Below are 26269 nucleotides of genomic sequence, written 5' to 3'. Positions count from 1 at the left end.
CGTTGCCAGGCTGCTTTCAGCCGTAGCGGCTGATTGCGAGGTCCTTCGCATCGATTTCCGGCCGTCCCCCGCTGACGAGATCGCCGATGAGGCGCGCCGAACCGGTGCTCATGGTCCAGCCGAGCGTGCCGTGACCGGTATTGAGATAAAGGCCGGCAATCTTGGTCGCGCCGATGACCGGCGTGCCATCGGGCGTCATCGGACGCAGGCCGGACCAGAAGGAGGCCTTGGAAATATCGCCGCCGGGGAAGAGATCGGTGACCGAATGTTCCAGCGTGCTGCGGCGGGCGAGGCCAAGATCATTCGTATAGCCCGATATTTCAGCCATGCCGCCGACACGAATGCGATCGCCGAGCCGGGTGATCGCGATCTTGTAGGTCTCGTCCATGACGGTCGATTCCGGCGCACGTGACGCATCGGTGATCGGGATGGTGAGCGAATAGCCCTTGACGGGATAGACCGGCAGCCGGATGGCAAGCGGCTTGAGCAGCAGCGGCGAATAGCTGCCGAGCGCGACCACCACCGCCTCGCCGCTCATTCGCTCACGATCGGTGATGATCCCACGCACGCGGCCGGCCTCGACATCCAGCGCCTTGATCGTTGTCCCGTAAGCGAAACGGACGCCGAGCGCCTCGGCTTTGGCCGCCAGCGCATTGGTGAACTTGAAGCAATCGCCGGTCTCGTCCTTCGGCGTCAACAGACCGCCGACAATCTTGTCGCGCACATGCCTGAGCGCCGGTTCGAAGTGGATGCAGCCGTCCCGGTCCAGCACCTCATAGGGAATGCCGTCGGCAGCAAGCGCCTTGACATCCTTTGCCGAGGCATTGAGCTGCTGCTCAGTGCGGAACAGTTGCAGGGTTCCCTGCATGCGTTCGTCATAGGCAATACCGGTTTCGGTGCGAAGATCGGCCAGCGCGATGCGGCTGTAATCGGCAAGGCGCAGCATGCGGCTCTTGTTGATCGCGTAGCGCTCGGACGTGCAGTTCGACAGCATCCTCGCCATCCAGGAGAGCATGGCCATGTCGAGTTTCGGGCGCAGGATGAGCGGCGCGTGCTTCATGAACAGCCATTTCATGGCCTTCATAGGGATGCCGGGCGCGGCCCATGGTGAGCAATAGCCGAAGGAGACTTCGCCGGCATTGGCAAAGCTGGTCTCCAGCGCCGGACCCGGCTGCCGGTCGATGACCGTAACCTCATGGCCGGCCTTGGCCAGCTGATAAGCGGATGTGACGCCGACGATGCCGGCTCCTAGAACGATTACTTTCATGATGTTCCCAATCATGGAGCCGCAGGCTCTTAGCGATATTGCCTGTCGTAACGATCGCCCAGGCCGGTTAGGATTTCGTAGGAAATGGTGCTGGCGTCGCGCGCAATGTCTTCGAGCGTCTGATGCCGGCCAAGCACTTCTACGAGATTGCCGAAGGTCAGGGCCCCTTCGGGCAGTGCTGAGATGTCGACGGTCGCGCTGTCCATCGAGACGCGGCCGACAATCGGCAGACGGATGCCCTTGAAATAGACGGCGCCGCGGTCGCTGAGGCTCCGCGGCAGGCCGTCGGCATAGCCTGCGGCAATGGTGGCGAGACGTGTTTCCCGTTGCGTGACATGCGCGCCGCCATAACCGACTTTCGTCCCCGCCGGCACGGTGCGCGTCTGCACGACTGCGACATCAAGGCTGACGACCGGCTCCATCGGGTTCTTCTCGCCGGCATTCGGAGCGCCGCCATAAAGCGCGATGCCCGGGCGGGCGAGCACGCCGTGGTAGGCTTCGCCCAAGAAAGCGCCGCCGGAATTGGCGAAGGAAATGTCGAAGCCGGGAAATTCGTCGGCGATGCGGGACATCTCGGCAAACTGTTCGCCGTTCTGCTCGCTGTCCATGTCATCGGCCGAAGCCAGATGGCTCATGATGAACAGGATTTCGACATTGCTGCCGTCGCGAAGAGCCGCCGCCAACTGTGCTCGCTCTTCTTTTGGAAAACCGAGCCGCGACATGCCGGTGTCGAATTGCAGGACGGCCGGCAGGCAGCGCTTCAGAATGCGCGCAGCCGCCGACCATTGCTGCCACTGCGCCAGTGAATTGAGAACCGGAACGATGCCCATCTCAGCGCAGGCGAGTTCATTGCCCGGCTGTAAGCCGTTCAGCACAAAAATCTGGGCGTCATGCGCAAGGGTCGGCCGGAGCCTCAAGGCCTCGACGAACTGGGCGACGAAGAAATGCCCGCAACCTTCACCGTAAAGCGTTCTCGCGACCCGCTCGGCGCCAAGGCCATAGGCATCGGCCTTGACGACGGCCCCGGCGCGGGCCGGTGCCAGCATTGAGATGAGCTTGCGATAGTTGCGGCCGAGGGCGGCAAGATCGATCGTCAGATAGCCCGTGGCTCCCTGCGCGGTCGTCGCGGTGCGTGTGCGGGAAACCAAAATATCGCTATCCATGACCACCCCTTTTTGATTTCAAGGAGTTTATGAAATAACGAGCGAAATTGCCGATCATACAGTAGTTGATTATTGCGCAACGTGCGTGTTATCCGCATAATCGATAAGAAATTGGAACGATCTCTCATGCCCGCTCTCGACGCGATCGATCGCAATATCCTGAGACTGCTGCGCCTCGATGCTCGCATGAGCAATGCCAAGCTCGCCGCAGAGATCGGTCTCTCTCCATCGGCCTGTCTCAGGCGCATCAAGATCATGGAAAAATCAGGCGTGATCCGCGGCTATACGGTGTTGGTAGACACCGGCAATGCGGATGAGATGATCGCCGTGATCATCAACATCACCCTCGAACGACAAACGGAGGACTATCTCGACCGGCTCGAGGCGGCGGTCCGCCGGCATCCCGAGATCCGGGAATGTTTTCTGATGACGGGCGGTTCGGACTACCTGCTGCGTGTGGAGGTCGCCAATGCCGGCGAGTTCGAGCGGATCCACAAGGACATACTGTCGACCTTGCCCGGTGTCCTCAGGATTCATTCGAGCTTCTCGATCCGCAATGTTCTGGCGACGCGCACGAAGGGCAGGCGCTGAACCGCGATCACCAAGCCGCCCAACCGCCTGCCAATAAGAGCCGATCTTCTGCTCCGCTCCGCCGACGGACCGGCTTCGTGCTGCGCTCTAAAACGTCAGTTGCACCTTGCAGGCGGCCGCACGGCCCCCAGCGAGAGTGAAGGCCGCGGTGGCTTCTTCGAGCGGCAGGCTGTGGCTGATGATTGGCCGCACATCGATCTTGCGGCTGGAGATCAGCGCGACGGCAGTGCCGAACTCCTCATGGAAGCGCTGCGTTCCGTGGAGTTGAAGCTCCTTGCCGACGATGGCGTTGAGAGGAATCGGCACGTCTCCCGTGACGCCGACCTGCACGATGGTTCCACGCGGCCTGATGGCGGCAATCGCGCCGCGGATGGCCGGGGCGGCGGCCGAGCATTCGAAGACGAGATCGAAATAGCCCTTTCCCGCCTCGAATTCCGCAAGTGCCTGGGCATTCGTGGAAACATTGATCGTGCGGCTGGCGCCCATCGCTTTTGCCCGTTCCAGCGCCGCATCCGCGAGATCGGTCACCACGATCTCGCTGGCGCCATGATAGGAGGCGGCGGCAACCATCAAGGCCCCGATCGGGCCGGCGCCGGTGATCAGCACGCGTTTGCCTGTGATATCTCCAGCGCGCGATGCCGCGTGCAGGCAGACGGAGAGCGGCTCGCTGCAGGCTGCTTCCGCGGCAGTTGTCGCAACTCCGACCGCAAAGCACTGTTTGGCCGGCACCACCAGCCATTCCCGGAACATGCCCTGCTCGTGCGGCAGGCGCATCGCGCTGCCCATGAAGCGCATTTCCAGGCAATGGATCGGCATGTTTTTCTGACAATATTCGCAATGCCCGCAGGGTTGGCTGGGATTGACCGCCACCAGCGTCCCGGCCTTCAGGTCGACCCGCTCGCCCGCCTGGCTCACGGTTCCCGATGCCTCGTGGCCGGGTATGATCGGCTCGCGAACCCTGACCGGCCCGAAGCCGCCATCCTGATAATAATGCAGGTCGGAGCCGCAAATCCCTGCCGCGGCCATTTTGAGAAGCACCTCGTCGGGACCAGGGGCCGCAACCGTTTCGGTCTCGATCCTGAGATCGCCCTTTTCGTAAAGCCGTGCCACACGTGTCCGCATCTTCCGCTCCTATCTCAGCAGCCCGAGTTGCTGCGGCAGCCACAGCGATACGGCGGGCACGAAGGTGATCAGGATCAACGCCAGGAAGAGCGGCACCAGCCAGGGCAGGATCGCCATGGTCGTGCGTTCGACAGAGAGTTTCGCAACCCTCGACAGCACGAAAAGCACCATGCCGAGCGGCGGGTGCAACAGGCCGATCATCAGGTTCAGCGTCATGATGAGACCGAACTGGACGGGATCGATCCCGAATTTCAGGACGATCGGCAGAAGGATCGGCACGAGGATGGTGATGGCCGCGATCGTATCCAGGAAGCAGCCGACGAAGAGCATCAGCAGGTTCACCAGGATCAGGAAAACCCATTTATTGTCGGTGATGGAGAGGATCGCATCGGACAGCAGCTGTGCCGCCTGGCTCACCGTTAGCAGCCAGGCAAAGACCGATGCCGCGGTGACGATGAAGAGAACGGATGCCGTCGTCTCGATCGTATCGAAGCTTGCCTTGGCGAGCGTCGAGGGCGTCATCGTGCGGTAGCGCACCAGACCGAGGAACAGAGACCAGAGGACAGCTGCGACGGCGGCCTCCGTCGGCGTGAACCAGCCCATCGTCATGCCGCCGATCAGGATGACGGGCGTCATCAGCGCCATGACGGCGGAGAAGCGGAAATACCAGTCGAGCGCAAGAAGCAGGGCAAGGGCAATGCCCGCTGCAACATTCATCGATACGCCCGCCTGCATCAGCAGATAGATGGCCAGCGGGACTGCCAGCACGACGACGATTTCCATTCCTGCCGACAGCAACTGCCTCACATCGAACGGCGCGTCCGAGCCCCAGCGCTTCCGATAGGCGAAGGCGGCGACGGTGATCATCATCAGCAGTGTCATGACGATGCCGGGCAGGATGCCAGCCATGAAAAGAGCGCCGATCGAGACGTTGGCCATCATGCCGTAGATCACGAAAGGCAGCGACGGCGGGAAGATCGGCCCGAGCGTTGCCGACGCCGCTGTCACGCCGACCGCGGCCTCGACCGGATAACCGTGATCCTTCATCGCCTTGATCTCGATCGTGCCGATACCGGCCGCATCGGCAAGCGCGGTGCCGGACATGCCGGAGAAGATCACGGAACCGATGATATTGACCTGCGCCAGACCGCCCTTCATCCAGCCGACGAGAGCAACAGCAAAGGAATAGATGCGGCCGGTGACGCCGGCCGAGTTCATCAGGTTGCCTGCGAGGATGAAGAAGGGCACGGCGAGCAGCGGGAAGCTTTCGACGCCGGCGATCATGCGCTGGGCGACGATGATATCTGGGGCAATGCCATAAAGGACGATGTAAAGCACCGATGCGACCGCCATCGAAATGGCGACGGGCACCCCGATCAGCATCAGCACCAGGAACGAACCAAGAAGCAGCAGCATCTGATCAACCCTCGACGGTCTGGAATTCTTCGGGGCGCTCCAGAACGGAGTAGCCGCGGCGCATGTTGGCGATGAAGACGATGACCGCACGGATCAGCATCAGCACGAAGGCGGCGAGAACGCTGTAGAAGACGATGTTGCGCGGCAGGTCGACGGTGACCATCTGTTCGTCCGCGACGATGTCGACGTAACGCCACATCAGGTGGCAGCCATAGGCGAAGAAGCCGATGCGGACGATATCGACCAAAGTGGCGAGCACGCGCGCCAGACCTGCCGGCATATAGTGATAGAACACATCCACCTGGATATGCCGCGACGTGCGTACGCACATGACGGAACCGAGAAAGACGACGCCGATTAGGCAATTGATCGCGATCTCCTCGGTCCATGCGTAGCTGTCGTTCAGCACATAGCGCGTAAAGAACTGCAGGAAGACGCAGCCGGCCATCAGCCAGAAGACCAGCAGCGTGATCCAGTCCTCGACGGCGTAATCCGAGACGTTTGCGGTCGGCGCCTGCCCTTCGAACTCGTGACCGATTTCTTCGGCCGTGATTTGCGTATGAATTTCTTGCGACATGATCGGCCTGTTCCGGTTGGGGAAGAAGGAGCGCGCGTGGCGGCGCGCCCTTCAGTTGTCGACAAACATTGTCCTTTGCTCGGCGTGATCCTCGGCTCAGTGAGCGCCGATTCCTGCCCTCATCCGGCTGCCGCAACCTTCTCCCCGCCAGCGGGGAGAAGGGGCATGGCGCGCCGGTTTCTTCAACCCTCAACGCTGCATTTGGCACGTCCCCTCTCCCCGTCTAAACGGCGAGAGGGTTAGGGTGAGCGGCATCACGAAAAGGTGGCTTACGGGCTTCACTGGATCGCGCGAATTGCTTCCCAATCGGCCTTCTCGTAGCCGAAATCCTCGAACTTGACCTTTTCCATCACGGTCTTTTCGAAATCGGCTTTGTCGACTCCAGTGACATTCAGGCCCTTTTCCTTGAAGGTCGCGATGAGGCTGTTTTCCTTGCCGGCGATCGTCTTGCTCGTGCGCTCGGCTGCCTCCTGCATGACCTCGCCGAATATCTTCTTGTCCTCATCGGAAAGGCTCGCCCACCGCGTCTTCGAGATCACGGTGTTGAGGTGATCGACGATGTGGCCGGTGAGGATGATGTTCTTCTGGACTTCGTAGAACTTCTTCGCCTCGATTGTCGTCAGCGGGTTTTCCTGCGCCTCGACCGTGCCGTTCTGCAAAGCGAGATAGACTTCGGCAAAGGCGATCGGCGTGGTGTTGGCACCGCAGGCGCGCGGCATGGCGAGATAGGCCGGAACGTCAGGCACCCGGATCTTCAGGCCCTGCATATCGGCGCATTTGGCAATCGGCTTGTTTGAAGTCGTATGGCGCGTGCCGTAATAGCTGACGGCAGCGATGTGGTTGCCGGTCTTGTCTTCATAGCCTTTGGCAAGACGCTTGAAGACATCGCTCTTGGTGTACGCGATCAGGTGATCGGGACCGCGGAAGATATAGGGAAAGTAAGTTACGCCGATCGGCTTGTAGTCGCGTGCCGCAAAGCTCGATCCCGAGATGATGATGTCGACCGTCCCGAGCTTGAGGCCTTGGTTGATGTCGGCTTCCTTGCCGAGCTGCGAGGCCGGATAGACCTCGATCTTGTAGCGCCCGTCGGTGCGCTTGTTGATCTCTTCTGCGGCCCAGACGGAATCCGTGTGGAAGGGCTCTGATGTTTCATAGACATGCGCCCATTTCAGCACTGTCTGGGCATGGGCGATGGCGCTGCTCGCCATGATCGCGGCTGCAGTGCAAAGTATCGTTGCTAGTCTGCTTTTCATTGCTCTCTCCTCCCGAGCTTGGGTTAAGTCTTGGCAGTTCCTTTCGGCGGCCGCTTGTTGCGTCCGCGCTCCTCTTCCCCAGAGAACTCCTCCCCGAAGCTCTCCGAAAACCTCTTCTGCGACATGGTGAGATGGGTGCGCATGGCCGCCTTGGCGCCAGCGGCATCGCCGGCGGCGATCGCGTCGCGAATGGCCCGATGCTCGTCCAGGGCGCTGCGCCATGTCGTGGGCCCTTCGAAGTGGCTGGCGAGCCTTGCGAAATAAGGGGTCATGCGCATGTCGAACATCTCGCCCGTTACGCGGATCAATGTCGCGTTCCCAATGATGGCGGCAATGCCGGTGTGGAAGGCGCGATCGGCATCGAGCACCGCGATTGCATCGTTGACCACGCCACTCATGCGCATCAGAGCTTCATCGAGCAGAGCAATATCGTCCGGTTTGGCCCGACTTGCAGCTTCTTCGGCGATGGCGCATTCGATGAGGGCCCGCGCCTGCAACAGCTCGAAGGGGCCCTCCACCGGCTCGCGCTCCGCCCCAGTGACGGCCGCAGCATGCTGGCGCACCACATAGATGCCGGATCCCATGCGGATGTTGACAAGACCTTCGACCTCCAGGACGATCAGCGCCTCGCGGACGGTCGGGCGTGAAACCGACAGTTGCTCCGCCAGGTCGCGCTCGGCCGGCAGCCGCTGGCCGATGGCAAGCTCGCCGCTCGCAATCATCAGGCGAATCTGATCCGCGACCTGTCGATACAGGCGCCGTGATTCAACAGGCGAAAACATCGTGGCCTCCCTCGGCGGCTTCTCCTCAAGCGCGCAGCTGGTCAACTGGCCTGACCAATTAAGGTATAGGTAACATCGCGTGGGTTGTACGTCAATCCGTCGCATAAACTGGAAAAGGAGAGTTTAGAGCATGATGCCGAAAAGTGAGCGGTTTTCGGACGACATCCTGTTCTAGCCGGAGTTTCTGATCGTCTCCGAGAAGAGCACGATCAAAAGAACAGGCGCATGATCAGTCGCGAAGATGGTTTCCGAGCATCAAGTGCAGGGACTCGCGGGCGCGGCTGACGCGGCTTTTCAACGTGCCGATCCGGCACCCACATATTCTGGCGGCGTCCTCGTAGCTGGTACCGGCAGCCACCAGTGTCAGGGCGCGGCGCCTGTCGTCTGAAAGAAGTGTGAGTGCCTGCTGCAGTTCGTGTTCCCGCAGCGCCCATTCCTGGGTCGGCGCGATCGCGATCCGTTCCACCATCACGTCCATTCCCGTCGGTTCGCGTTTCTGTTTGCGATAATTGGTGCAGAACGTGTTTCGAAGGATGGTGAAAAGCCAGGATTTCAGGGAGGTGCCGCGACGGTAGAGATGAAGCGAATTCAATGCCTTCAACAAGGTTTCCTGCACAAGATCGTCGATATCGTCGTTGCTACGCAGGAACCTTCTGGCAAAGATGCGCAATGCCGGCGTCAGTGCAACGATTTCTAGCTCGATTGCGGACGTGTCGTGCGACGCAGAGTGTATGGAAGATACTGACGCCATTTTTCTCTCCCGGGATGAGAAGGAAAAGTTCTGGACGTTCTAATCGTTGCCGTACGATATCGGACAAACACGTCGTTTGACCCGTTCGGGCACATTTCACGTTGGTGAATCACGCCATCGCAAAAGGAAGGCTAGCGGCCTGAAGCCATCGTGCCGGCAGCTGTCTGCCCGACGGGCTCACGCAAAACCCCCGAGGTTGGATTGCCAACTTTCGGGGGTCAGGTCACGAGGTGGCGTTTTCGTGAAGAAGCTGATCAATTGTTGTGAGCCGCGCAGGCTTCATCCATCGGGGTGGCGTTGCTCGTACCGCCCTGTGTTTGAAGCTTGGCAGAGTTGTCGACCGGATTGGGGCACTTGGTCTTGTCCATTTTCATTGTGCCGCTGGTCGTGGAACCCGTTGTGGTGGTATCCGTTGCCATCGGCTTCTTGGTCTTCGTGTCGCTGGCTGCGCCGCCACCCTGGTCGGCTTGGTTCTTATCGATGGTGGCGCCGGCCGGCGCCGGATTCGATTGGGCGAAGGCGGATGTGGCCATGCCGATAGCCAATAGTGACGCTGCTACGAGTTTCATACGCATTGTGATGTCCTCCTTGGGATCCTTGCATGCTTAACCCAGTCAGAACCTCGTTCTTAGATCATTGTTCCGCTGCAGCCGACAAAATGCGCTACCGCGCCCACGGCAAGCGCGCAGTCAAAAGTTGCTGTTTCAGCAGCAAAAATGGACAGCTATTGCGCGTAAGGGATAGGCTATTATTTCGCGTAAAGCGCCCGCGACCGCTCAAGATGCTTGAGGAGTGCCGTTTCCGAGCCATCCACGTCGTTTGATTCAAGGCGGTCGACGATTTCGTCGTGTTCGGCGAGCGTGAATTTTTCCTTGCCGGTCCAGATCAGCATCTCGGTATGATATTCCTTTAGCCAGGCAAGCATTGCTTCGCTGACGGCTACGTAGATCGGGTTGCCCGATATCTGCGCGATGCGGGTGTGGAATTCCATGTCCGCGTCGATGAACTCTTCGGCCCGGCCAAGCGACATTCGCTGGCGTTCGATGATGTTCCTGAGATCGGCGATATCGCTTGCAGAGGCACGCTGCGCGGCCTCGCGCGCCATCCCCCGCTCGAAGAAGATTCGCGCGCTCTTCAGATATTCCAGCGAGTCCGACGATTGCGACAACATGATCTTGGCAGTGAGATCGACCTGGCGGAATATCGATTTTGCCGTCAGCCTGAGGACCTTCGCCCGCTCGCCATGCGAAATGCTGACAAGGCCTTTATTGGCAAGGGACTGCATGGCCTCCCTGATCGCCGGCCGGCCGACGCCGAAGCGTTCCATCAGCACCCGCTCGGAAGGCATTTCGTCGCCGGGCTGAAGCTCGCCCGAGGTAATCATTCGCTCAAGTCGATCAAACACTTCGTCAGAGAGTTTCCGGCGGACGATTTGTTCGAGGGGCTGGGTCATAACATCTCGCTGGCTCAAATGCTTCCTCCTAACAGTTTCCGGGTCGAGAACAAAGCTGTCGGCGAAAATTTGCGGATCCGAAGATTCTACTTTTCATCACTTGGAATACTCATTATACCAGTTCACGAGTTGACGCCATGGCAATCTGTGTGACGAGAGGAGCAACCGTCAGTTTCATGATGATTACCCTGACCTACCGTATCGAAACGCCCGGCAGCGTCGAGGCAATGGCGGAAAAGATCGCAAGCGACCAGTCGACCGGCACCTTCGTGCCCGTCCCCGGCGAAACCGAAGAGCTGAAATCGCGTGTCGCCGCCCGCGTGCTGGCGATCCGCTCACTCGAAGATGCGCGCCATCCAACCTGGCCCGAGGTCCCCCCCGGCACACTGCTCAATCGTGCCGATGTCGACATCGCCTTTCCGTTGGACGCGATCGGCACCGACCTTTCGGCATTGATGACCATTGCGATCGGCGGCGTCTACTCCATCAAGGGCATGAGCGGCATCCGCGTTGTCGGTATGACGCTGCCCGAAGCCTTCAAAAGCGCGCATCCCGGACCGCAGTTCGGCATCCCCGGAAGCCGCCGCCTCACCGGCGTCGAAGGCCGGCCCATCATCGGAACGATCGTCAAGCCGGCACTTGGCCTCAGACCGCACGAAACGGCGGAACTCGTCGGCAAGCTGATCTCATCCGGCGTCGACTTCATCAAGGATGACGAAAAACTGATGAGCCCGGCCTATTCCCCACTCAAGGACCGCGTTGCGGCGATCATGCCGCGCATTCTCGATCACGAGCAGAAGACCGGTAAGAAGGTCATGTATGCCTTCGGCATCTCGCATGCCGATCCCGACGAGATGATGCGCAACCACGACATCGTCGCCAAGGCCGGCGGCAACTGCGCCGTCGTCAACATCAACTCAGTTGGCTTCGGCGGCATGAGCTTTCTGCGCAAGCGCTCCAATCTGGTGCTGCACGCGCATCGAAATGGTTGGGATGTGCTGACGCGTGACCCGGGCGCCGGCATGGATTTCAAGGTATACCAGCAATTCTGGCGGCTGCTCGGGGTCGATCAGTTTCAGATCAACGGCATCAGGGTCAAGTATTGGGAGCCGGACGACAGTTTTGTCTCGTCCTTCAAGGCCGTCAGCACGCCGCTCTTCGACGCCTCCGATTGCCCGCTTCCGGTCGCCGGCTCGGGTCAGTGGGGAGGACAGGCGCCTGAGACCTATCAGCGAACCGGCCGGACCGTCGATCTTCTCTATCTCTGCGGCGGGGGGATCGTCAGCCACCCCCATGGCCCGGCGGCCGGCGTTCGGGCCGTGCAGCAGGCCTGGCAGGCCGCGGTCGCGGACATCCCCTTGGAGACCTACGCGAAAGATCATCCGGAGCTCGCCGCTTCGATTGCAAAATTCAGCGACGGCAAGGGCGCGTGACCACGATGGATGGACCTCTCGTCAGCTATTACGGGGATGACTTCACCGGCTCCACCGATGTGATGGAGGCCCTGGCCTCGAACGGTGTGTCGACCGTGCTCTTCCTCGACGTTCCGACGCCGGAACTGCTCGCGCGTTTTGGAGATTGCCGCGCAATCGGCATTGCCGGGACAAGCCGCAGCGAGACGCCCGCCTGGATGCAAGAGCATCTTGCGCGCGCTTTCGAGTGGCTGAACTCGCTCGGCGCCGACATCTGCCACTACAAGGTCTGCTCGACCTTCGATTCCAGCCCCGAAATCGGCAATATCGGCAAGGCGATCGAAATCGGCCGATCGGTCTTCGGGCAATCCGTCGTACCCGTCATCGTCGGCGCGCCGCAACTGAAGCGCTACACGGCATTCGGCAACCTCTTTGCCGTCTACCAGGGCCGCATCTTTCGCATCGACCGCCATCCCGTCATGAGCCGCCATCCGGTGACCCCGATGGACGAGGCGGACCTTGCGGTCCACCTGTCGAAGCAGACCGACCTCCCCGTCCTGGTGGCCGATCTCGTCGCCATCACCGCGACGGACGCCGATGCGCGTGTCGACGAGCTGGCGTCGGTTTCAGAAGGGATACTGCTCATCGATGTCGACTCCGAGGCGACGCAGGAGGCCGCGGGTCGGCAGTTGCTTCGTGTCACCGGCCGTTCCGGACGTTTTGTCGCCGGCTCCTCGGGGGTCGAATATGCCCTGCTCAGCGCATGGCGGCGGAGCGGCTTCATTGGTGCGAGCAGCGCCGAGTTTCCTGATATCGGCCCGGTCGACCGCCTCGCCGTCGTGTCGGGCAGCGTATCGCCGACGACCGAGCGCCAGATCCGAACGGCTGTCGACAATGGCTTCGAGAGTATCGCGCTCGATCCGCTTGCACTGGTCTCGGAGCATGGCGAAGACGCGGTAAATGCTGCGGTGGAGGCTGGAACCCAGCAGCTCAGGCAAGGCAAGAGCGTCATCCTTTATACCGCGCTTGGACCATCCGCAGACCGCGGCGCCGACATCGACAGGCTTCCGGGGGCTCGTCACCGGCTCGGCAGCGCGCTCGGTACGATCTTGCTGCGCTTGATCGAGAACGAAGGGCTTTCACGGGCCGTCGTCGCCGGCGGCGACACATCGAGTCACGCCCTCAGGCGGTTGAAGATCGACGCGCTGACGACGCTGCTGCCGCTGCCGCAGACGCCGGGTTCTCCGCTTTGCCTTGCGCATGGCAACTACCAGCCGACCAACGGCCTGCAGATCGCCCTCAAAGGCGGTCAAGTCGGGACCGACGGCTATTTCACGCAGATCCGCGATGGAAGGAAGCACTGATGGTTTCCCGGCTTGGGGCAGAAAAACGTGTGGATCATATGAATTAAGTGATATGGTGATTGACTCATCATACCAGTATATGATCCTATCCAGAAACGGAAAAGGTGAGGAAACATGACTAAGATTGCCCTCTTCGGCGCAGGCGGGAAAATGGGATACCGGCTCGCCAAAAATCTCAAAGGCTCGCGTTTCGAGGTCCGCCATGTCGAGGTGAGCGACGCAGGCAAGGCTCGTTTGAAGGATGATCTCGGTGTCGATTGCGTAACCGTCGATGTCGGGCTCGACGGCGCCGACGTGGTGATCCTGGCCGTGCCGGACACGGCGATCGGCAAAGTCGCGGCAGGCATCGTCGACAAGCTTGCATCAGGTACGATGGTGATCGCGCTGGACGCTGCGGCTCCCTTTGCCGGCCACCTGCCGAAGCGCGATGATCTCACCTACTTCGTCACCCATCCCTGCCATCCGCCGATCTTCAACGACGAGACGGACATGCAGGCAAAAAAGGACCACTTCGGCGGCCTCTTCGCCAAGCAGCATATCGTCTCGGCACTGATGCAAGGTCCGGAAAGCGCCTACGCGCTCGGCGAGGAAATCGCCAAGCTGATCTGGGCCCCGGTCATGCGCTCGCACCGGGTCACGGTCGACCAGCTTGCCTTGCTCGAGCCGGGTTTGTCGGAAACCGTTTGTGCCTCACTGCTCGTCGTCATGCGGCAGGCCATGGACGAATGCGTGGCACGCGGCGTCCCTGAACAGGCCGCCCGCGACTTCCTGCTCGGCCATATGAACGTGCTCGGCGCGGTCATCTTCAAGGAAGTCGACGGCGTGTTTTCGGATGCCTGCAACAAGGCGATCGAGTTCGGCATCCCGGCGCTGATGCGCGACGACTGGAAAAAGGTATTCGAACCGCAGGAGATCGCCGAAAGCATCCGGCGCATCACCTGAACCGGCTTGGGGAGGCAAGCCCTCCCCCTCAACTGCCCCGGGGAGACGGGGTCTAGCCGCCCCGGGGAGACGGGGCTTCATTCACAACAGGGAGGAAAATATGAAACTGACGCGCAGACTGACACTTGCAGCTTTTGCCGGCGCATTGGCGCTCGGAACGGCTCTTCCGGCCTTTTCGGCCGATCTCATCGCCATCATCACGCCGGCGCATGACAATCCCTTCTTCAAAGCCGAAGCCGTCGGCGCCGAAGCCAAGGCGAAGGAGCTCGGCTACGAAACGTTGCTCATGACGCATGACGACGACGCGAACAAGCAGTCCGAAATGATCGATACGGCGATCGGGCGCGGCGCCAAGGCGATCATCCTCGACAATGCCGGGGCCGACGCCTCCGTCGCGGCCGTCAAGAAGGCGAAGGATGCAGGCATTCCCTCATTCCTGATCGACCGCGAAATCAACGCGACAGGCGTTGCCATCGCTCAGATCGTCTCGAACAACTACCAGGGCGCTCAACTCGGGGCGCAGGAATTCGTCAAGCTGATGGGCGAGAAGGGCAATTACGTCGAGCTGGTGGGCAAGGAGTCCGACACCAATGCCGGCATCCGCTCGCAAGGCTATCATGACGTCATCGACGACTACCCGGACCTGAAGTCCGTCGCCAAGCAGTCGGCCAACTGGAGCCAGACGGAAGCCTATTCGAAGATGGAAACCATCCTCCAGGCAAATCCCGATATCAAGGGCGTCATTTCAGGCAACGACACCATGGCCATGGGCGCCATCGCGGCGCTGCAGGCGGCCGGCCGCAAGGACGTGATCGTCGTCGGCTTCGACGGCTCCAACGACGTGCGCGACTCCATCAAGTCGGGCGGCATCAAGGCAACGGTCCTGCAGCCCGCCTATGCGCAGGCTCAGTTGGCGGTGGAACAGGCAGACGCCTACATCAAGAACAAGACGACGCCAAAGGAGGAGAAGCAGTTGATGGATTGCGTTCTCATCAATGCCGACAATGCCGGCAAGCTCGAAACCTTCGCCCTGACGAAGTGATCGGCCGCGAATTGCGGAGGGCGCAGCGCTGCGCCTTCCGCAATGCATTTCGCAAGACGTCGAGGTTTAAAGCATGTTGAGAATGAAGGGCGCCCTGCTCGCTGCCGTCGTGGCGGCAGCCTTGCCCGGTTGCAAGATCATCAAGACGCCGACGGCTGAGGAAAAGGCTGCGGCGGCGGCCAAGACCGCCTTCGACCCGAATGCAAAGGTCGAGGCAATCTGGCAGTCCGAGGCAGTGCCCTATTTCGAGAAGCGCGCCGGCGACCTCAGGGACGTCATGCAACTTTCCGCCTCCAGTCCCGACGCTGCAGGCGAGAAATACGGCAATCCCCACAAGCAGAGCAGCTCGCCCTGGACCTATGCGGTGAAGGTCACCGGCAAGGTTATCGCAGCCGATACGGCGTCGCGCGCGGCAACGCTCGATGTCGACGCCGATGGCGACGGAAAGGCTGATGCCAAGGTGCAGATCGGGCCGGCGCTGCGCGGCACGGCGCTGCGCGACACGCTGGAGTTCGTCAACTTCAACGAGTTCAAGAATCAGATCGAGTGGGCGCAATTCGGCAAAGCGTTCAACGAGAAGGCCAATACGGCTTTTCTCTCCGCCATCCCGCGCGAAGGTCTGGTCGGCAAGACGGTAACCGCAATCGGCGCCTTTCCGCTGCCGAAGAGCGGCGAGCTGCCGCTCATAACGCCTTCGGAACTGAAGGTGGGGCCATGAGGGCGGCAGAGGCACTAAAGGACGACATCATCCTGCGCCTCGACGACGTGTCGAAGGTCTATTCGGGTATCGTCGCTGTCAAGCGCGCCAATCTTGAGCTGCGGCGCGGCGCAGTGAACGTCCTTGTCGGCGAAAACGGTGCAGGCAAGTCGACGCTGATGAAGATCATCGCCGGCGTCGAGCGTCCGACGCTCGGCCGCATCATTCTGGACGGCAAGCCCGTCTCCTTCGACAGCCCGGCGCACGCGCAGGCGAATGGCATCGGCATGATCTTCCAGGAGCTCAATCTGTTCGCCAACATGTCGGTCGCCGAGAACATCTTTGCCAGACGCGAAATCACCCGCGGCCTTTTCGGCATCGACCATAAGGCGCAGGTGCAAAAGGCCAATGCGTTTCTAAAGCGTCTGGATGCCGGGATCGAGGCGGATACGATGGTCGAGGATTTGCCGATCGGCCAGCAGCAGCTCGTCGAGATCGCCAAGGCGATGTCGTTGAATGCCCGGATCCTGATCATGGACGAGCCGACGTCGGCTCTTTCGGCGGCCGAAGTCGAAATCCTGTTCAAGGTGATTGGGGAACTGAAGGCCCAGGGTGTGGCAATCGTCTATATCTCGCACCGGCTCGAAGAGCTGATGCGGATCGGCGACTACATCACCGTGCTTCGTGACGGTCAGGTCACCGGTGAAGCAATGGTCCGCGACATCGACACGCGCTGGATCGTGCGCTCCATGATCGGCTCGGACGCCAAGGATTTTGCAAAATCCGTGGACCACGTCGTCGGAGCCGAGATGTTTCGCGCCGAAAATATCAGCCTGCCGCGGCCGACAGGCGGTCTTTCGGTCAACGATGTCTCTCTGTCGGTCAAGGCGGGCGAAATCCTCGGCATCTACGGCCTGATGGGTGCTGGGCGCAGCGAATTCTTCGAATGCGTGATCGGTCGGCACACGCACTCGACCGGCAAGATCTTCATCGACGGCAAGCAGGTTCACGCCCGCGACACCACGCGGCGCATCCGCCGCGGCCTTGCGCTCATTCCTGAAGACCGGCAGCGGGAAGGCCTGGTCCAGGTGCTCTCGATCGCCTCCAATCTGACTTTGGCGAGCCTTGGCCGCTTCACCCGGCTCTTTCATATCGACAGGAGTGCGGAGAAGAATGCCATTCGCGATGCAATCCGCGATCTTTCGATCAAGGCGCCGAACCCGGATTTCGAAGTAACCTCGATGTCCGGCGGCAATCAGCAGAAGGTCGTCATCGGTAAGGCGTTGATGACCAATCCGAAGGTGCTTCTGATGGACGAGCCGAGCCGCGGCATCGATGTCGGCGCCAAGGCCGATGTGTTCCGAACCATGCGGCGGCTGGCGGCAAATGGGCTCGCCATTCTGTTTTCAACTTCCGACCTCGAAGAGGTCATGGCGCTTTCCGATCGCATCGCGGTCTTGAGCAACGGCCAGCTGGTCGCGGTATTCGACCGGAACGAGGCCACGGAAGAAGCCATCATCGCGGCTTCGGCCAAGGGACACGGACATCAAGGGAAACTCGCGTCATGATGGCGGCTACATCAACCACTCTCGCGCCGAAAGGCACCAACGGCTCGGCGCTTCTGACGCTGATGAAGCTCAGGACGTTCATCGCGTTATTCGCCGTCATTATTTTCTTTGCGATCTTCGCGCCGAACTTCACCTCGACGGCGAACATGATCCTGATGTCGAAGCATGTGGCGCTGAACGCCTTCCTGGCGATGGGCATGACCTTCGTCATCATCACCGGCGGCATTGATCTCTCGGTCGGATCGATCGTCGGGCTTTGCGGCATGGTCGCCGGCGGTCTGATCCTTTACGGCGTCGAATTGCCGATCGGCTACACCATCTTTTTCAACCTATTCGAGATCGTGCTGATCACCTTGTCGATCGGCCTGCTCATCGGTCTGATCAACGGCCTGCTGATCACCAAGCTCAACGTCGCGCCCTTCATCGCCACACTCGGCACGCTCTATATCGCCCGCGGTCTGGCCCTGCTGTCATCGGACGGCCAGACCTTTCCGAACCTTGTCGGCCGGCCTGAATATGCGACGACCGGCTTCGATTTCTTCGGCGCGGGACGCATTCTCGGCCTGCCGGTGTCGATCTGGATTTTGATCGTGCTTGCGCTGCTGGCCGCCTATGTCGCCCGTTCGACGCCGATTGGCCGTCACATCTTCGCCGTCGGCGGCAATGAGCGGGCCGCGCGCATGTCCGGTATCCGGGTCGATGTCGTGAAGATCTTCGTCTACATGTTCTCCGGACTTTGCGCGGCAATCGTCGGCGTTGTCATCTCGTCGGAACTGATGGCAGCCCATCCGGCAACCGGCGAAAGCTTCGAACTCAATGCGATTGCGGCAGCCGTGCTCGGCGGCACCTCGATGTCGGGCGGCCGCGGCACGATCGGCGGCACGATCATCGGCGCCTTCGTCATCGGCATCCTCTCCGACGGACTGGTGATGATGGGCGTCTCCTCCTTCTGGCAGATGGTCATCAAGGGTCTCGTCATCATCATCGCCGTCGTGGTCGACCAGGCGCAGCGCCGCCTGCAGCAGCGCGTCACCCTCATGCAGATGGCAAAGGCAGGTTGAGATGACGGAATTGAAAGGGGCTTTGATCGGTTGCGGCTTCTTTGCGGTCAACCAGATGCACGCCTGGAACGACGTTCGAGGTGCCGGCATCGTCGCGATCTGCGATCGCGACCCAGAGCGGCTGAAAATCGTCGGCGACCAGTTCGGCATCGATCGTCGCTATGGCGATGCCGAGGCTTTGTTTGCCGATGGCGGTTTTGATTTCGTCGACATTGCCACAACGGTCCAAAGCCATCGCCTTCTCGTCGAAATGGCGGCCCGGAACAAGGTGCCGGCCATCTGCCAGAAGCCGTTCGCCAAGACCTTGTCGGACGCGAAGGCGATGGTCGAGGCGTGCCGCAATGCCGGCATACCCCTGATGGTACACGAGAATTTTCGCTGGCAGACGCCGATCCAGGCGGTGCGCAAGGCAGTGGAGACGGATGCCATCGGCACGCCATTCTGGGGCCGCTTCTCCTTCCGCTCGGGCTATGACGTCTTCTCCGGCCAGCCCTATCTGGCCGAAGGCGAACGGTTCATCATCGAAGACCTCGGCATCCATACGCTCGATATCGCTCGCTATATCCTTGGCGACGTTCGATCGGTCACGGCCCGCACCAAGCGGGTCAATCCCGCCATCAAGGGCGAGGATGTCGCGACCATTCTGCTCGATCACGAAAACGGCGCCACGTCGGTGGTCGACGTCAGCTATGCCACCAAGCTCTCGAAGGAGCCGTTTCCCGAGACCTTGATCGAGCTCGACGGTTCGGAGGGCACGATCCGCCTGACCCAGGGTTACGGCCTCGAAGTCACCAACGCCAAGGGCACCACCACCATCGACGTATCTCCGAAGCTGCTGTCATGGGCCTCGCGGCCCTGGCACAACATCCAGGAGAGCGTCTACGCAATCCAGCAGCATTGGGTCGATCAGCTGGCGCGTGGCGCGGAACACTCGACGTCAGGGGCCGACAATCTGAAAACGTTTGCGCTCGTCGAGGCCGCCTATGACAGTGCGGCCAGGGGACAGACGATCGATGTCGGAGCGATGCTGCGATGACGATCGATGCGTTCCAACTCTACGGCACCCGTCTCGTCGATCCGCCGCCGGTTCGGCTGAGAGCCGGAAAATTGGAAGCCGATCTCGCCAACGGCAACCTCCGCACGATCCGCTACGGTGGGACCGAGGTGCTGCGGGCGATTTCCTATCTCGTTCGCGACCGGGACTGGGGGACGCATAGCCCCGAGATCGCCGATCTCCGAATCGAGCAGAATGACGATCGTTTCGAGGTCACCTATCTCGCCCGCTGCGAGGGACCGGATGATACGAAGCTCATCATCGATGTTCGCATCGTCGGAAGTCCGGACCGGGTTGACTTCGAGGCCAAAGCCATCGCCCCCACCGGCTTCGAGACCAACCGTTGCGGTTTCTGCATCCTGCATCCGATCGTCGGCGTGGCGGGTTCACCGGCGACGGTCGAGCATGTCGACGGGCAGATCGTGGCGACACGGTTTCCTGATTTCGTTGAGCCCTGGCAGCCGTTCAAGGACATGCGCGCCATCACCCACGAGGTCATGCCTGACGTTCGGGCGGAATGCCGGATGGAGGGCGACACCTTTGAAATGGAAGATCAAAGGAACTGGTCGGACGCATCCTACAAGACTTATGTCAGACCGCTCGCTCTTCCCTGGCCGTACCAAATTCCCGCTGATCGGCCGGTCCGGCAGAAAACATCTCTTGTTATCAAGGATATCAGCGGTTCGACACGACCTTCTCCAGCTGCGGCGTCAGGCGGCGTCATTAAACTCGAACTCGGCGCGCGCACCGGCACCATGCCGGATATCGGCGTGATCGTTACGCCCGAGGAGGCCGATGCGACCCTCTCGGCAAAGTCCGTCCTGTCGGAGATCGCTCCCCAGGAACTCCTCTTCCATTTCGACCCCGATGCCGGGCACGGCGTCGAAGCGCTCAGGCGGTTTGCTGCGATCGCCGCGATCCATCGCGCCCGCTCGATGTTGGAGATCGCCCTTCCCTGCAGGTCGTTCCCCTCAAGCGAGGCGGCTGAGATTGCCCGCCAGATGCAGCTGGCGGAATTCAAGCCGGATGCGATCATGATCTCGCCTTCCGTCGACCGGCAGTCGACGCCGCCCGGCAGCAAATGGCCGGATTGCCCACCCCTGGATGAGGTCTATGCTGCAGCCCACGCCGCCTTTCCCGGTATTTGCATCGGCGGCGGCATGCTGAGCTATTTCACCGAGCTTAACCGGAAGCGCGTGCCCGATGGACAGCTCGACTTCGTCAGCCACTGCACCAATCCGATCGTGCATGCGGCCGACGATCTCAGCGTCATGCAGACATTGGAAGCGCTACCCTTCATCACGCGGTCGGTGCGTGCGATCTACGGCGACAAGCCCTACCGGATCGGCCCGTCGACGATCCCGATGCGGCAGAACCCCTATGGCAGCCGCACGATGGACAATCCGGCGGGCGCACGCATCCCCATGGCCAATCGCGACCCACGCCACAATGGACGCTTCGCGGAGGCCTTCGGGTTCGGTTATGCGATACGGGTGCTGGATGCCGGTCTGGAATGCCTGACGCTCTCGGCCTTATCAGGCCCATTCGGTTTGATCGCCGGTTCAGCCGAACCGACCGAGCAAGGCGGGCGGCGCCCGTTGTTCAACACCGTGCGGACATTGTCCCGATTGGCTGGCGCATCCTGGCAGGAATGCGTCTCCTCCTCTCCCTCCGAGGTCCTGGCTTTCACTGCACGAGATGCCGCCGGCGCTAGGCTTCACGTCGTCAATCTGACGGGCGAAGAACGAAAGGTCGATTTCGGCGAATGCCGGCCAGCAGATGCGGGCAAAGAGTTGCTGCTCGCGCCGTTTGCGACCGCAGCCCTCTCGCTGGCGGATTGACCTTCGGCGGTGCAACCGCATTTATGCAGGTGGAGCTCGCACTGGGAGGATCAGCATGAAGACGAAGAAGCTTATCAATGCCGGCGCAGATGCCGTCGATGAGATGCTGCAAGGCGTTCTGGCCGCGCATCCGCGCCATCTGTACGCCGTGGAGAACATGCCCCGCGCGATCATTGCCAGAAACGGGCCCCGCAAGGGCAAGGTCGGCTTGGTCATCGGCGGCGGATCGGGGCACGAACCGACATTTCTGGGGTTTGTCGGCAAGGGGCTGGCGGACGCGGCCGCAATCGGCAACGTCTTCGCGTCGCCGCCGCCCGACCCGATCATCGCCTGCGCCATGGCGGTCGACGGCGGTGCCGGTGTCCTGTTCATGTATGGCAATTATGCCGGCGACGTGATGAACTTCGACATGGCTGCCGAAATGCTCGCGCTTGACGAGATCGAGGTGCGCACCGTCCTCACCACCGACGACGTGGCGTCCGCCCCTGCTGATCAGCGGGACAGGCGACGAGGCGTTGCGGGAAACGTCTTCATCTTCAAGGCCGCCGGCGCGGCATGCGATCTTCTCTACTCTTTCGATGAAGTCGAGCGCGCTGCCCGCCATGCCAACGCGCGGACCTATACGATGGGAGTGGCGCTCTCGCCCTGTTCGCTGCCTCAGACTTTGAAACCGAACTTCCTGATCGGCGACGACGAGATGGAGATCGGCATGGGCATTCATGGCGAGCCCGGCGTGGCGCGTGAGCCGCTGAAACCGGCCGACGCGGTGACCGACGAACTCATGGATAGCATTCTTCGCGAAATGAATGCCGACCGGGGCGATCGCGTCGCCGTACTCGTCAATTCGCTGGGCTCGACCCCGATGATGGAACTCTACATCATGATGCGGCGCGTCAAGTCCCGGCTCGACGACGCAGGTCTTATCCCCCATACGTCGCTCGTTGGGAATTATTGCACCTCGCTCGAAATGGCCGGCGCGTCGATCACGATCATGCATCTCGACGACGAGCTTCAGCGATTGATCGACCACCCCTGTGATTGCGCAATGTTTGCGAGATAATCGATGACGTTTACGACCGAAGACCTGCAGCAACTGTTTGCCGGGATTGCCGAGGATATTACGGCGGAACGAGATCGTCTTTGCGAACTGGACGGTGCCATTGGCGATGGCGATCACGGCCTTGCCATGGATGCGGGCTGCCAGGCCGCGGCGAAGGCGGTCGGCGAGCTTGACGCCGGGATTGCCCCGACAACCGCATTCAATGTCGCTGCAAAGGCTTTCCTGAATGCGGTCGGCGCTTCGTCCGGCCCGCTATATGCCACGGCCTTCATCCGTGCCGGAGCGGCCGCCAAAGACAAGCAGACATTGAGCGACGACGACTTCCTGCGTGTCTTCGCCGCGATGGCGCAGGGAATCCAGGAACGCGGAAAGGCCGAACCCGGTGAAAAGACGATGGTTGACGCCTGGAAGCCCGCGGCTGACGCGGCACTCGATGCCTGGCAGTCGGGAAAGACCCTGCCCCAATGTTTCGAGGCAGCCGAGCGGGCAGCGCGGGCAGGCTGTGAAGCGACCAGCAACATGACGGCGGCCAAGGGACGGGCTTCGCGATTGGGGGACCGCGTGATCGGGCACATCGATCCCGGTGCGGCCTCGGCCGTCATCATCATCGCCGCAATGGCAAAATTTGCGCGGCGCGGCAATGGTTAGCTCATCATACCAGTTGACATGTCGATGACTATCTGCAACAAGGGGCCGGCTTTACAAGAGGAGGACGGTAATGCTGACCCTTTCTGCGAAATTGAAGAGTGCGAGCATCATTGCGATCGCCGTGGCGTCGCTTTCGGCCACGCCGGTTTTTGCTGAAGACATCACGCTCTGGACCCTCAACTTCGACAACAATGCCGCCAATACGGCCCTGAAGAAGGTGGCGACAGACTTCGAAGCTGCAAACCCCGGGACGCATGTCGAGATCGTCCAGCGCGCCGTCGACGAGCACAAGACCGCCCTGCGCGTCGCTGCGGGCTCCGACAAGGGACCTGACATTTATTTCAGCTGGGCGGGCCTCGGCCTCGGCGGCGAGTATGTGAAGGCCGGACTGTCCCTGCCGCTCGACAAGTACTATGCCGAGTATAAGTGGAGCGACGAATTGTTGCCCTCGGCAGCGGCTTTCGCGGACCTCTATCCCGGTGGCAAGCACGGCGTCCCCTTCACCTTCAAGGGCGAGGCCGTCTATTACAACAAGAAGCTTTTCGAACAGGCCGGCATCAAGGAAGAGCCGAAGACCTACGACGAATTCCTTGCCGCGGCCGATAAGCTGAAGGCTGCAGGCATTCCCGCCTTCACCTTCGGCGGCACGGTCAACTGGCACGTCATGCGCCTCATGGACGTTATCCTTGAAACGAAGTGCGGTGCTGAAAAGCACGACGCGCTGAAGGCGATGACGCTGGACTGGACCAAGGAATCTTGCGCGGCGGACTCATTCGCAGAATTTGCGAAATGGACGAAGGACTATACGCTGCAGCCATTCATGGGCATCGACAATAAACAGTCCTACAGCCTCTTCACCGCGGGCCGTGCGGCAATGATGCTCGAAGGCGACTGGCTGGTCAGCCAGCTTAACGGCTCCGGTGCCAATCTCGACGACTACGGCATTTTCCCCTTCCCGACCAACACCGATCGTCTCTACGGTTTCGCCGAGTACAACTACATCAGCACCAAGAGCAAGAGCCCTGACATAGCGGCGAAATTCCTTGACTACTTCCTCTCGACGAAGGTCCAGCAGGACCTGCTCGGCCAGTTGAGCTCGACCTCCGTCAACAAGAACGTGCAGTATGCCAACCAGAAGCCGCTCGAGGCGGAATGGCTGGGGATCTTCCAGAAATACGGCAAGGTCTACATGAACGGCGACCAGGCGTTCCCGCTCGATGTCACGACGGAGTACTTCCGGGTCATCAACGATGTTGCTTCCGGCAACACCGAGCCGGCCGAGGCGGCCAAGCAACTGCAGAGCTTTATCGCAAGCCGAACCTGATTCCTCCCGAGGTGCCAGTCGATCGACCCAGTTGTCGATCGATCGGCACATTCTTTCATCAGCTGGCAGCCGCTTCACTGCCAGGAGGAAAGCATGTCACTTCGACAATCGACACATGATCCGCGCGTACAAGCGCTCATCCTGCTCGTGCCAGCCCTGGCAATCTATGCCGTCTTCGCCCTCTATCCGATGCTCAATGTCGTCATCCTGAGCTTCCAGAAATGGAACGGGCTGGATCCGCAGCGGCAATTTGTAGGGCTTGCAAACTACCAGGCGATTTTCACGAGAGATCCGGTTTTCTGGGTTGCCTTCCGCAACACCGTGATCTGGACCGTGATGAGCCTGATCTTTCCGCCGATGGTCGGACTGCTGCTGGCGCTCAGCCTCAATCAGAAGATATTCGGCCGCAATGGCCTCAGGGCCATCTTCTATCTGCCTGTTATCATCGCGCCGATCGCTGTGGCCACCATGTGGAAGTGGATGTACGATCCGTTCTTCGGCCTTTTCAGCCAGCTGCTCACCTCGTGGGGCATGCAGAGCTGGATCAATGACTGGCTGGGCAACAGGGATATCGCCCTCTATTCCATTTTCGTCGCCTATCTCTGGCAGACGGTCGGCTTCTCGATGGTCCTGTTTCTCGCGGGCCTGCAGAATGTCTCTCAGACGCTCGTCGAGGCAGCGCGCATCGATGGCGCCGGCCGCTGGAAGGTGTTCAAGCACGTGACATTGCCGGCCTTGCGCCCGACCATCACGATCGTTCTCGTTCTTTCCGTCATCTCCTCCCTGAAGGCTTTCGACATCGTCTACGGCCTGACCGGCGGCGGGCCGGCGCAGTCCACCCAGATGCTGGCGCTCTGGGCGTTCACACAGGCGATGCAGATCTTCGATTTCGGACGAGGTGCGGCGATTTCGGTCGTGCTGCTGCTGATCACCATGGCCGTCGTCATTCCCTATCTCAAATGGACCCAGAAGCACGAGGAGGTTGAATCGTGACAGCAGTACCGACCGACCAGACCGCAGTGCATCTGCAGGTCGAACCAACGTCGATGAAGCGGGATCCCATTCTCATCGGTCTCTGGATCACGCTTGTTATCGTGGCGCTCGTCTGGGTCGCGCCATTCGTCTTCATCGTCTTCACCTCCTTGAAAACACCGGCGGCGGTGACGGGTACGGGCGCCTTCGTGCCGCCAACCGAGCTCGCTTTCGAAAACTACAGCGCCGCATGGAGCCGCGGCAACTTCGCAAACTCCTTCTTCAACAGCGTCATCATCACCGTCATCAAGGTGCCGCTCGGGCTGTTCCTTTCGGCGATGGCCGCCTATGCCCTGGCCAAGATCAAGCTGAAGATCACCAAGGCCTTGCTGCTGCTTGTCGTGTTCGGCACGATGATCCCCTTCCAGGTGATGCTTGCGCCGCTCTTTACCCTGGTGAATTCCCTCGGCCTGATCGACACCTACCCGGGCGTCATCCTTCCCTACATCGCCTTCGGCGTTCCCTATCAGGTTTTTATCCTGCACGGCTTCTTCAAGAGCATTCCCAAGGAGCTGTCGGAAGCAGCACTCATCGACGGTGCAAGCCACTTCATCATCTTCAGACGGATCTTTCTGCCGGTGTGCCTGCCCGTGCTCGCCGCACTGCTCATCCTCGACTTCGTCTCCACCTGGAACGAATTCGCCATGGCGCTGGTGCTGCTCCAGGATCAGCACATGTGGACCTTGCCGCTCGGCCTGATGTCGTTTCAGGGGCAGTTCTCGAGCAATTACGGCCAGCTCAATGCGGCCATCGTGATGACCGTCCTGCCGGCGACGATCGTCTATCTCATCTTCCAGCGCTACTTCGTCTCTGGCCTGACCTCCGGCGCCGTCAAAGGCTAGCGACCAC

At 60.8% G+C, this 26269-nt stretch carries 25 protein-coding genes; 15 read left to right on the top strand and 10 right to left on the bottom strand.

The features are described from left to right. Positions 1-16: 16 nt before the first annotated feature. Together HFO99_RS03120 and alr are read right to left on the bottom strand one after the other, a co-directional pair. Positions 17-1267 (bottom strand): D-amino acid dehydrogenase, encoded by a 1251-nt coding sequence (locus tag HFO99_RS03120; RefSeq protein WP_222359181.1) that lies wholly within the window; start codon positions 1265-1267, stop codon positions 17-19. 29 nt (positions 1268-1296) lie between these two features. Continuing rightward, complete coding sequence (gene alr / locus HFO99_RS03115; protein WP_222359179.1) at positions 1297-2430, bottom strand: alanine racemase; 1134 nt, start codon at positions 2428-2430, stop codon at positions 1297-1299. 126 nt (positions 2431-2556) lie between these two features. Between alr and HFO99_RS03110 the strand changes: the two genes are divergently transcribed. Next, a complete protein-coding gene (locus HFO99_RS03110; RefSeq protein WP_222359177.1) occupies positions 2557-3021 on the top strand; it encodes an Lrp/AsnC family transcriptional regulator in 465 nt (154 codons plus the stop codon). Positions 3022-3108: 87 nt separating this feature from the next. On the opposite strand, the gene HFO99_RS03105 is transcribed toward HFO99_RS03110, so the two are convergent. The 8 genes from HFO99_RS03105 to HFO99_RS03070 all read right to left on the bottom strand — a co-directional run bounded on the left by HFO99_RS03105 (position 3109) and on the right by HFO99_RS03070 (position 10375). Continuing rightward, positions 3109-4143 carry an L-idonate 5-dehydrogenase gene (locus tag HFO99_RS03105; RefSeq protein WP_222359175.1) on the bottom strand — a complete coding sequence of 345 codons (1035 nt, stop codon included), beginning with the start codon at positions 4141-4143 and terminating at the stop codon, positions 3109-3111. Between the two features lie 9 nt (positions 4144-4152). Beyond that, positions 4153-5559 carry a TRAP transporter large permease gene (locus tag HFO99_RS03100; RefSeq protein WP_222332024.1) on the bottom strand — a complete coding sequence of 469 codons (1407 nt, stop codon included), beginning with the start codon at positions 5557-5559 and terminating at the stop codon, positions 4153-4155. A gap of 4 nt (positions 5560-5563) precedes the next feature. Beyond that, positions 5564-6136 carry a TRAP transporter small permease gene (locus HFO99_RS03095; protein ID WP_222332025.1) on the bottom strand — a complete coding sequence of 191 codons (573 nt, stop codon included), beginning with the start codon at positions 6134-6136 and terminating at the stop codon, positions 5564-5566. Positions 6137-6414: 278 nt separating this feature from the next. After that, complete coding sequence (locus HFO99_RS03090) at positions 6415-7389, bottom strand: sialic acid TRAP transporter substrate-binding protein SiaP (protein ID WP_222359173.1); 975 nt, start codon at positions 7387-7389, stop codon at positions 6415-6417. Between the two features lie 23 nt (positions 7390-7412). Next, a complete protein-coding gene (locus tag HFO99_RS03085) occupies positions 7413-8171 on the bottom strand; it encodes a FadR/GntR family transcriptional regulator (RefSeq protein ID WP_222332026.1) in 759 nt (252 codons plus the stop codon). A 229-nt stretch (positions 8172-8400) separates the two neighbouring features. After that, positions 8401-8922, bottom strand: a complete 522-nt coding sequence (locus HFO99_RS03080; RefSeq protein WP_222300247.1) for a sigma-70 family RNA polymerase sigma factor — start codon at positions 8920-8922, stop codon at positions 8401-8403. 254 nt (positions 8923-9176) lie between these two features. Beyond that, positions 9177-9497, bottom strand: coding sequence for a hypothetical protein (locus HFO99_RS03075; RefSeq protein ID WP_222332027.1), 321 nt, complete (start codon positions 9495-9497; stop codon positions 9177-9179). Positions 9498-9670: 173 nt separating this feature from the next. Continuing rightward, positions 9671-10375, bottom strand: a complete 705-nt coding sequence (locus HFO99_RS03070; RefSeq protein WP_222359172.1) for a transcriptional regulator NanR — start codon at positions 10373-10375, stop codon at positions 9671-9673. A 176-nt stretch (positions 10376-10551) separates the two neighbouring features. Here HFO99_RS03070 and oiaX point away from each other — a divergent pair, with 176 nt between their 5' ends. The 14 genes from oiaX to HFO99_RS03000 all read left to right on the top strand — a co-directional run bounded on the left by oiaX (position 10552) and on the right by HFO99_RS03000 (position 26262). Continuing rightward, positions 10552-11808, top strand: a complete 1257-nt coding sequence (gene oiaX / locus HFO99_RS03065; protein ID WP_222359169.1) for a 3-oxo-isoapionate-4-phosphate decarboxylase OiaX — start codon at positions 10552-10554, stop codon at positions 11806-11808. 5 nt (positions 11809-11813) lie between these two features. Next, the gene (locus HFO99_RS03060; protein ID WP_222359259.1) at positions 11814-13151 is read left to right on the top strand and encodes a four-carbon acid sugar kinase family protein; all 1338 of its coding nucleotides are present in this window, start codon (positions 11814-11816) and stop codon (positions 13149-13151) included. Between the two features lie 114 nt (positions 13152-13265). Next, on the top strand, positions 13266-14093 hold the full coding sequence (locus HFO99_RS03055; RefSeq protein WP_222359167.1) for a phosphogluconate dehydrogenase C-terminal domain-containing protein: 828 nt from the start codon (positions 13266-13268) through the stop codon (positions 14091-14093). A 100-nt stretch (positions 14094-14193) separates the two neighbouring features. Further along, positions 14194-15135: a D-ribose ABC transporter substrate-binding protein gene (locus HFO99_RS03050; RefSeq protein WP_222359165.1), complete on the top strand. Its 942-nt coding sequence runs from the start codon at positions 14194-14196 to the stop codon at positions 15133-15135. Between the two features lie 73 nt (positions 15136-15208). Then, positions 15209-15853, top strand: a complete 645-nt coding sequence (locus HFO99_RS03045; RefSeq protein ID WP_222359163.1) for a DUF2291 family protein — start codon at positions 15209-15211, stop codon at positions 15851-15853. Then, positions 15850-17400, top strand: coding sequence for a sugar ABC transporter ATP-binding protein (locus HFO99_RS03040; RefSeq protein WP_222359161.1), 1551 nt, complete (start codon positions 15850-15852; stop codon positions 17398-17400). Before HFO99_RS03045 ends, HFO99_RS03040 begins: the two co-directional genes overlap by 4 nt. Beyond that, positions 17397-18461: an ABC transporter permease gene (locus HFO99_RS03035; protein ID WP_222300258.1), complete on the top strand. Its 1065-nt coding sequence runs from the start codon at positions 17397-17399 to the stop codon at positions 18459-18461. The genes HFO99_RS03040 and HFO99_RS03035 overlap by 4 nt, the downstream gene beginning before the upstream one ends. Position 18462: 1 nt before the next feature. Further along, positions 18463-19497, top strand: coding sequence for a Gfo/Idh/MocA family protein (locus HFO99_RS03030; protein WP_222359159.1), 1035 nt, complete (start codon positions 18463-18465; stop codon positions 19495-19497). Continuing rightward, entirely contained in the window at positions 19494-21356 is a 1863-nt protein-coding gene (locus tag HFO99_RS03025; protein ID WP_222359157.1) for a hypothetical protein, read from the top strand. Before HFO99_RS03030 ends, HFO99_RS03025 begins: the two co-directional genes overlap by 4 nt. A 55-nt stretch (positions 21357-21411) precedes the next feature. Beyond that, positions 21412-22416, top strand: a complete 1005-nt coding sequence (locus tag HFO99_RS03020; RefSeq protein WP_222359155.1) for a dihydroxyacetone kinase subunit DhaK — start codon at positions 21412-21414, stop codon at positions 22414-22416. 3 nt (positions 22417-22419) lie between these two features. Further along, a complete protein-coding gene (gene dhaL, locus HFO99_RS03015) occupies positions 22420-23064 on the top strand; it encodes a dihydroxyacetone kinase subunit DhaL (RefSeq protein WP_222359153.1) in 645 nt (214 codons plus the stop codon). A gap of 70 nt (positions 23065-23134) precedes the next feature. Then, complete coding sequence (locus tag HFO99_RS03010; protein ID WP_222359151.1) at positions 23135-24388, top strand: ABC transporter substrate-binding protein; 1254 nt, start codon at positions 23135-23137, stop codon at positions 24386-24388. Positions 24389-24481: 93 nt separating this feature from the next. Continuing rightward, complete coding sequence (locus HFO99_RS03005; RefSeq protein WP_222359149.1) at positions 24482-25381, top strand: carbohydrate ABC transporter permease; 900 nt, start codon at positions 24482-24484, stop codon at positions 25379-25381. Then, positions 25378-26262 (top strand): carbohydrate ABC transporter permease, encoded by an 885-nt coding sequence (locus tag HFO99_RS03000; RefSeq protein WP_222359147.1) that lies wholly within the window; start codon positions 25378-25380, stop codon positions 26260-26262. The genes HFO99_RS03005 and HFO99_RS03000 overlap by 4 nt, the downstream gene beginning before the upstream one ends. Positions 26263-26269: the final 7 nt, after the last annotated feature.

The organism is Rhizobium leguminosarum (assembly GCF_019798305.1).
In the GTDB taxonomy this organism is placed as follows: Bacteria; Pseudomonadota; Alphaproteobacteria; order Rhizobiales; family Rhizobiaceae; genus Rhizobium; species Rhizobium leguminosarum_U.
Note: the sequence above shows the minus strand (reverse complement) of the source record. Positions and strands in the feature narration are given on the sequence as shown.

Bases quoted from the DNA above. Each gene is read 5' to 3' on its own strand.
- HFO99_RS03120 (WP_222359181.1), bottom strand. From the start codon at position 1,267: ATGAAAGTAATCGTTCTAGGAGCCGGCATCGTCGGCGTCACATCCGCT.
- alr (WP_222359179.1), bottom strand. From the start codon at position 2,430: ATGGATAGCGATATTTTGGTTTCCCGCACACGCACCGCGACGACCGCG.
- HFO99_RS03110 (WP_222359177.1), top strand. From the start codon at position 2,557: ATGCCCGCTCTCGACGCGATCGATCGCAATATCCTGAGACTGCTGCGC.
- HFO99_RS03105 (WP_222359175.1), bottom strand. From the start codon at position 4,143: ATGCGGACACGTGTGGCACGGCTTTACGAAAAGGGCGATCTCAGGATC.
- HFO99_RS03100 (WP_222332024.1), bottom strand. From the start codon at position 5,559: ATGCTGCTGCTTCTTGGTTCGTTCCTGGTGCTGATGCTGATCGGGGTG.
- HFO99_RS03095 (WP_222332025.1), bottom strand. From the start codon at position 6,136: ATGTCGCAAGAAATTCATACGCAAATCACGGCCGAAGAAATCGGTCAC.
- HFO99_RS03090 (WP_222359173.1), bottom strand. From the start codon at position 7,389: ATGAAAAGCAGACTAGCAACGATACTTTGCACTGCAGCCGCGATCATG.
- HFO99_RS03085 (WP_222332026.1), bottom strand. From the start codon at position 8,171: ATGTTTTCGCCTGTTGAATCACGGCGCCTGTATCGACAGGTCGCGGAT.
- HFO99_RS03080 (WP_222300247.1), bottom strand. From the start codon at position 8,922: ATGGCGTCAGTATCTTCCATACACTCTGCGTCGCACGACACGTCCGCA.
- HFO99_RS03075 (WP_222332027.1), bottom strand. From the start codon at position 9,497: ATGCGTATGAAACTCGTAGCAGCGTCACTATTGGCTATCGGCATGGCC.
- HFO99_RS03070 (WP_222359172.1), bottom strand. From the start codon at position 10,375: ATGACCCAGCCCCTCGAACAAATCGTCCGCCGGAAACTCTCTGACGAA.
- oiaX (WP_222359169.1), top strand. From the start codon at position 10,552: ATGATGATTACCCTGACCTACCGTATCGAAACGCCCGGCAGCGTCGAG.
- HFO99_RS03060 (WP_222359259.1), top strand. From the start codon at position 11,814: ATGGATGGACCTCTCGTCAGCTATTACGGGGATGACTTCACCGGCTCC.
- HFO99_RS03055 (WP_222359167.1), top strand. From the start codon at position 13,266: ATGACTAAGATTGCCCTCTTCGGCGCAGGCGGGAAAATGGGATACCGG.
- HFO99_RS03050 (WP_222359165.1), top strand. From the start codon at position 14,194: ATGAAACTGACGCGCAGACTGACACTTGCAGCTTTTGCCGGCGCATTG.
- HFO99_RS03045 (WP_222359163.1), top strand. From the start codon at position 15,209: ATGTTGAGAATGAAGGGCGCCCTGCTCGCTGCCGTCGTGGCGGCAGCC.
- HFO99_RS03040 (WP_222359161.1), top strand. From the start codon at position 15,850: ATGAGGGCGGCAGAGGCACTAAAGGACGACATCATCCTGCGCCTCGAC.
- HFO99_RS03035 (WP_222300258.1), top strand. From the start codon at position 17,397: ATGATGGCGGCTACATCAACCACTCTCGCGCCGAAAGGCACCAACGGC.
- HFO99_RS03030 (WP_222359159.1), top strand. From the start codon at position 18,463: ATGACGGAATTGAAAGGGGCTTTGATCGGTTGCGGCTTCTTTGCGGTC.
- HFO99_RS03025 (WP_222359157.1), top strand. From the start codon at position 19,494: ATGACGATCGATGCGTTCCAACTCTACGGCACCCGTCTCGTCGATCCG.
- HFO99_RS03020 (WP_222359155.1), top strand. From the start codon at position 21,412: ATGAAGACGAAGAAGCTTATCAATGCCGGCGCAGATGCCGTCGATGAG.
- dhaL (WP_222359153.1), top strand. From the start codon at position 22,420: ATGACGTTTACGACCGAAGACCTGCAGCAACTGTTTGCCGGGATTGCC.
- HFO99_RS03010 (WP_222359151.1), top strand. From the start codon at position 23,135: ATGCTGACCCTTTCTGCGAAATTGAAGAGTGCGAGCATCATTGCGATC.
- HFO99_RS03005 (WP_222359149.1), top strand. From the start codon at position 24,482: ATGTCACTTCGACAATCGACACATGATCCGCGCGTACAAGCGCTCATC.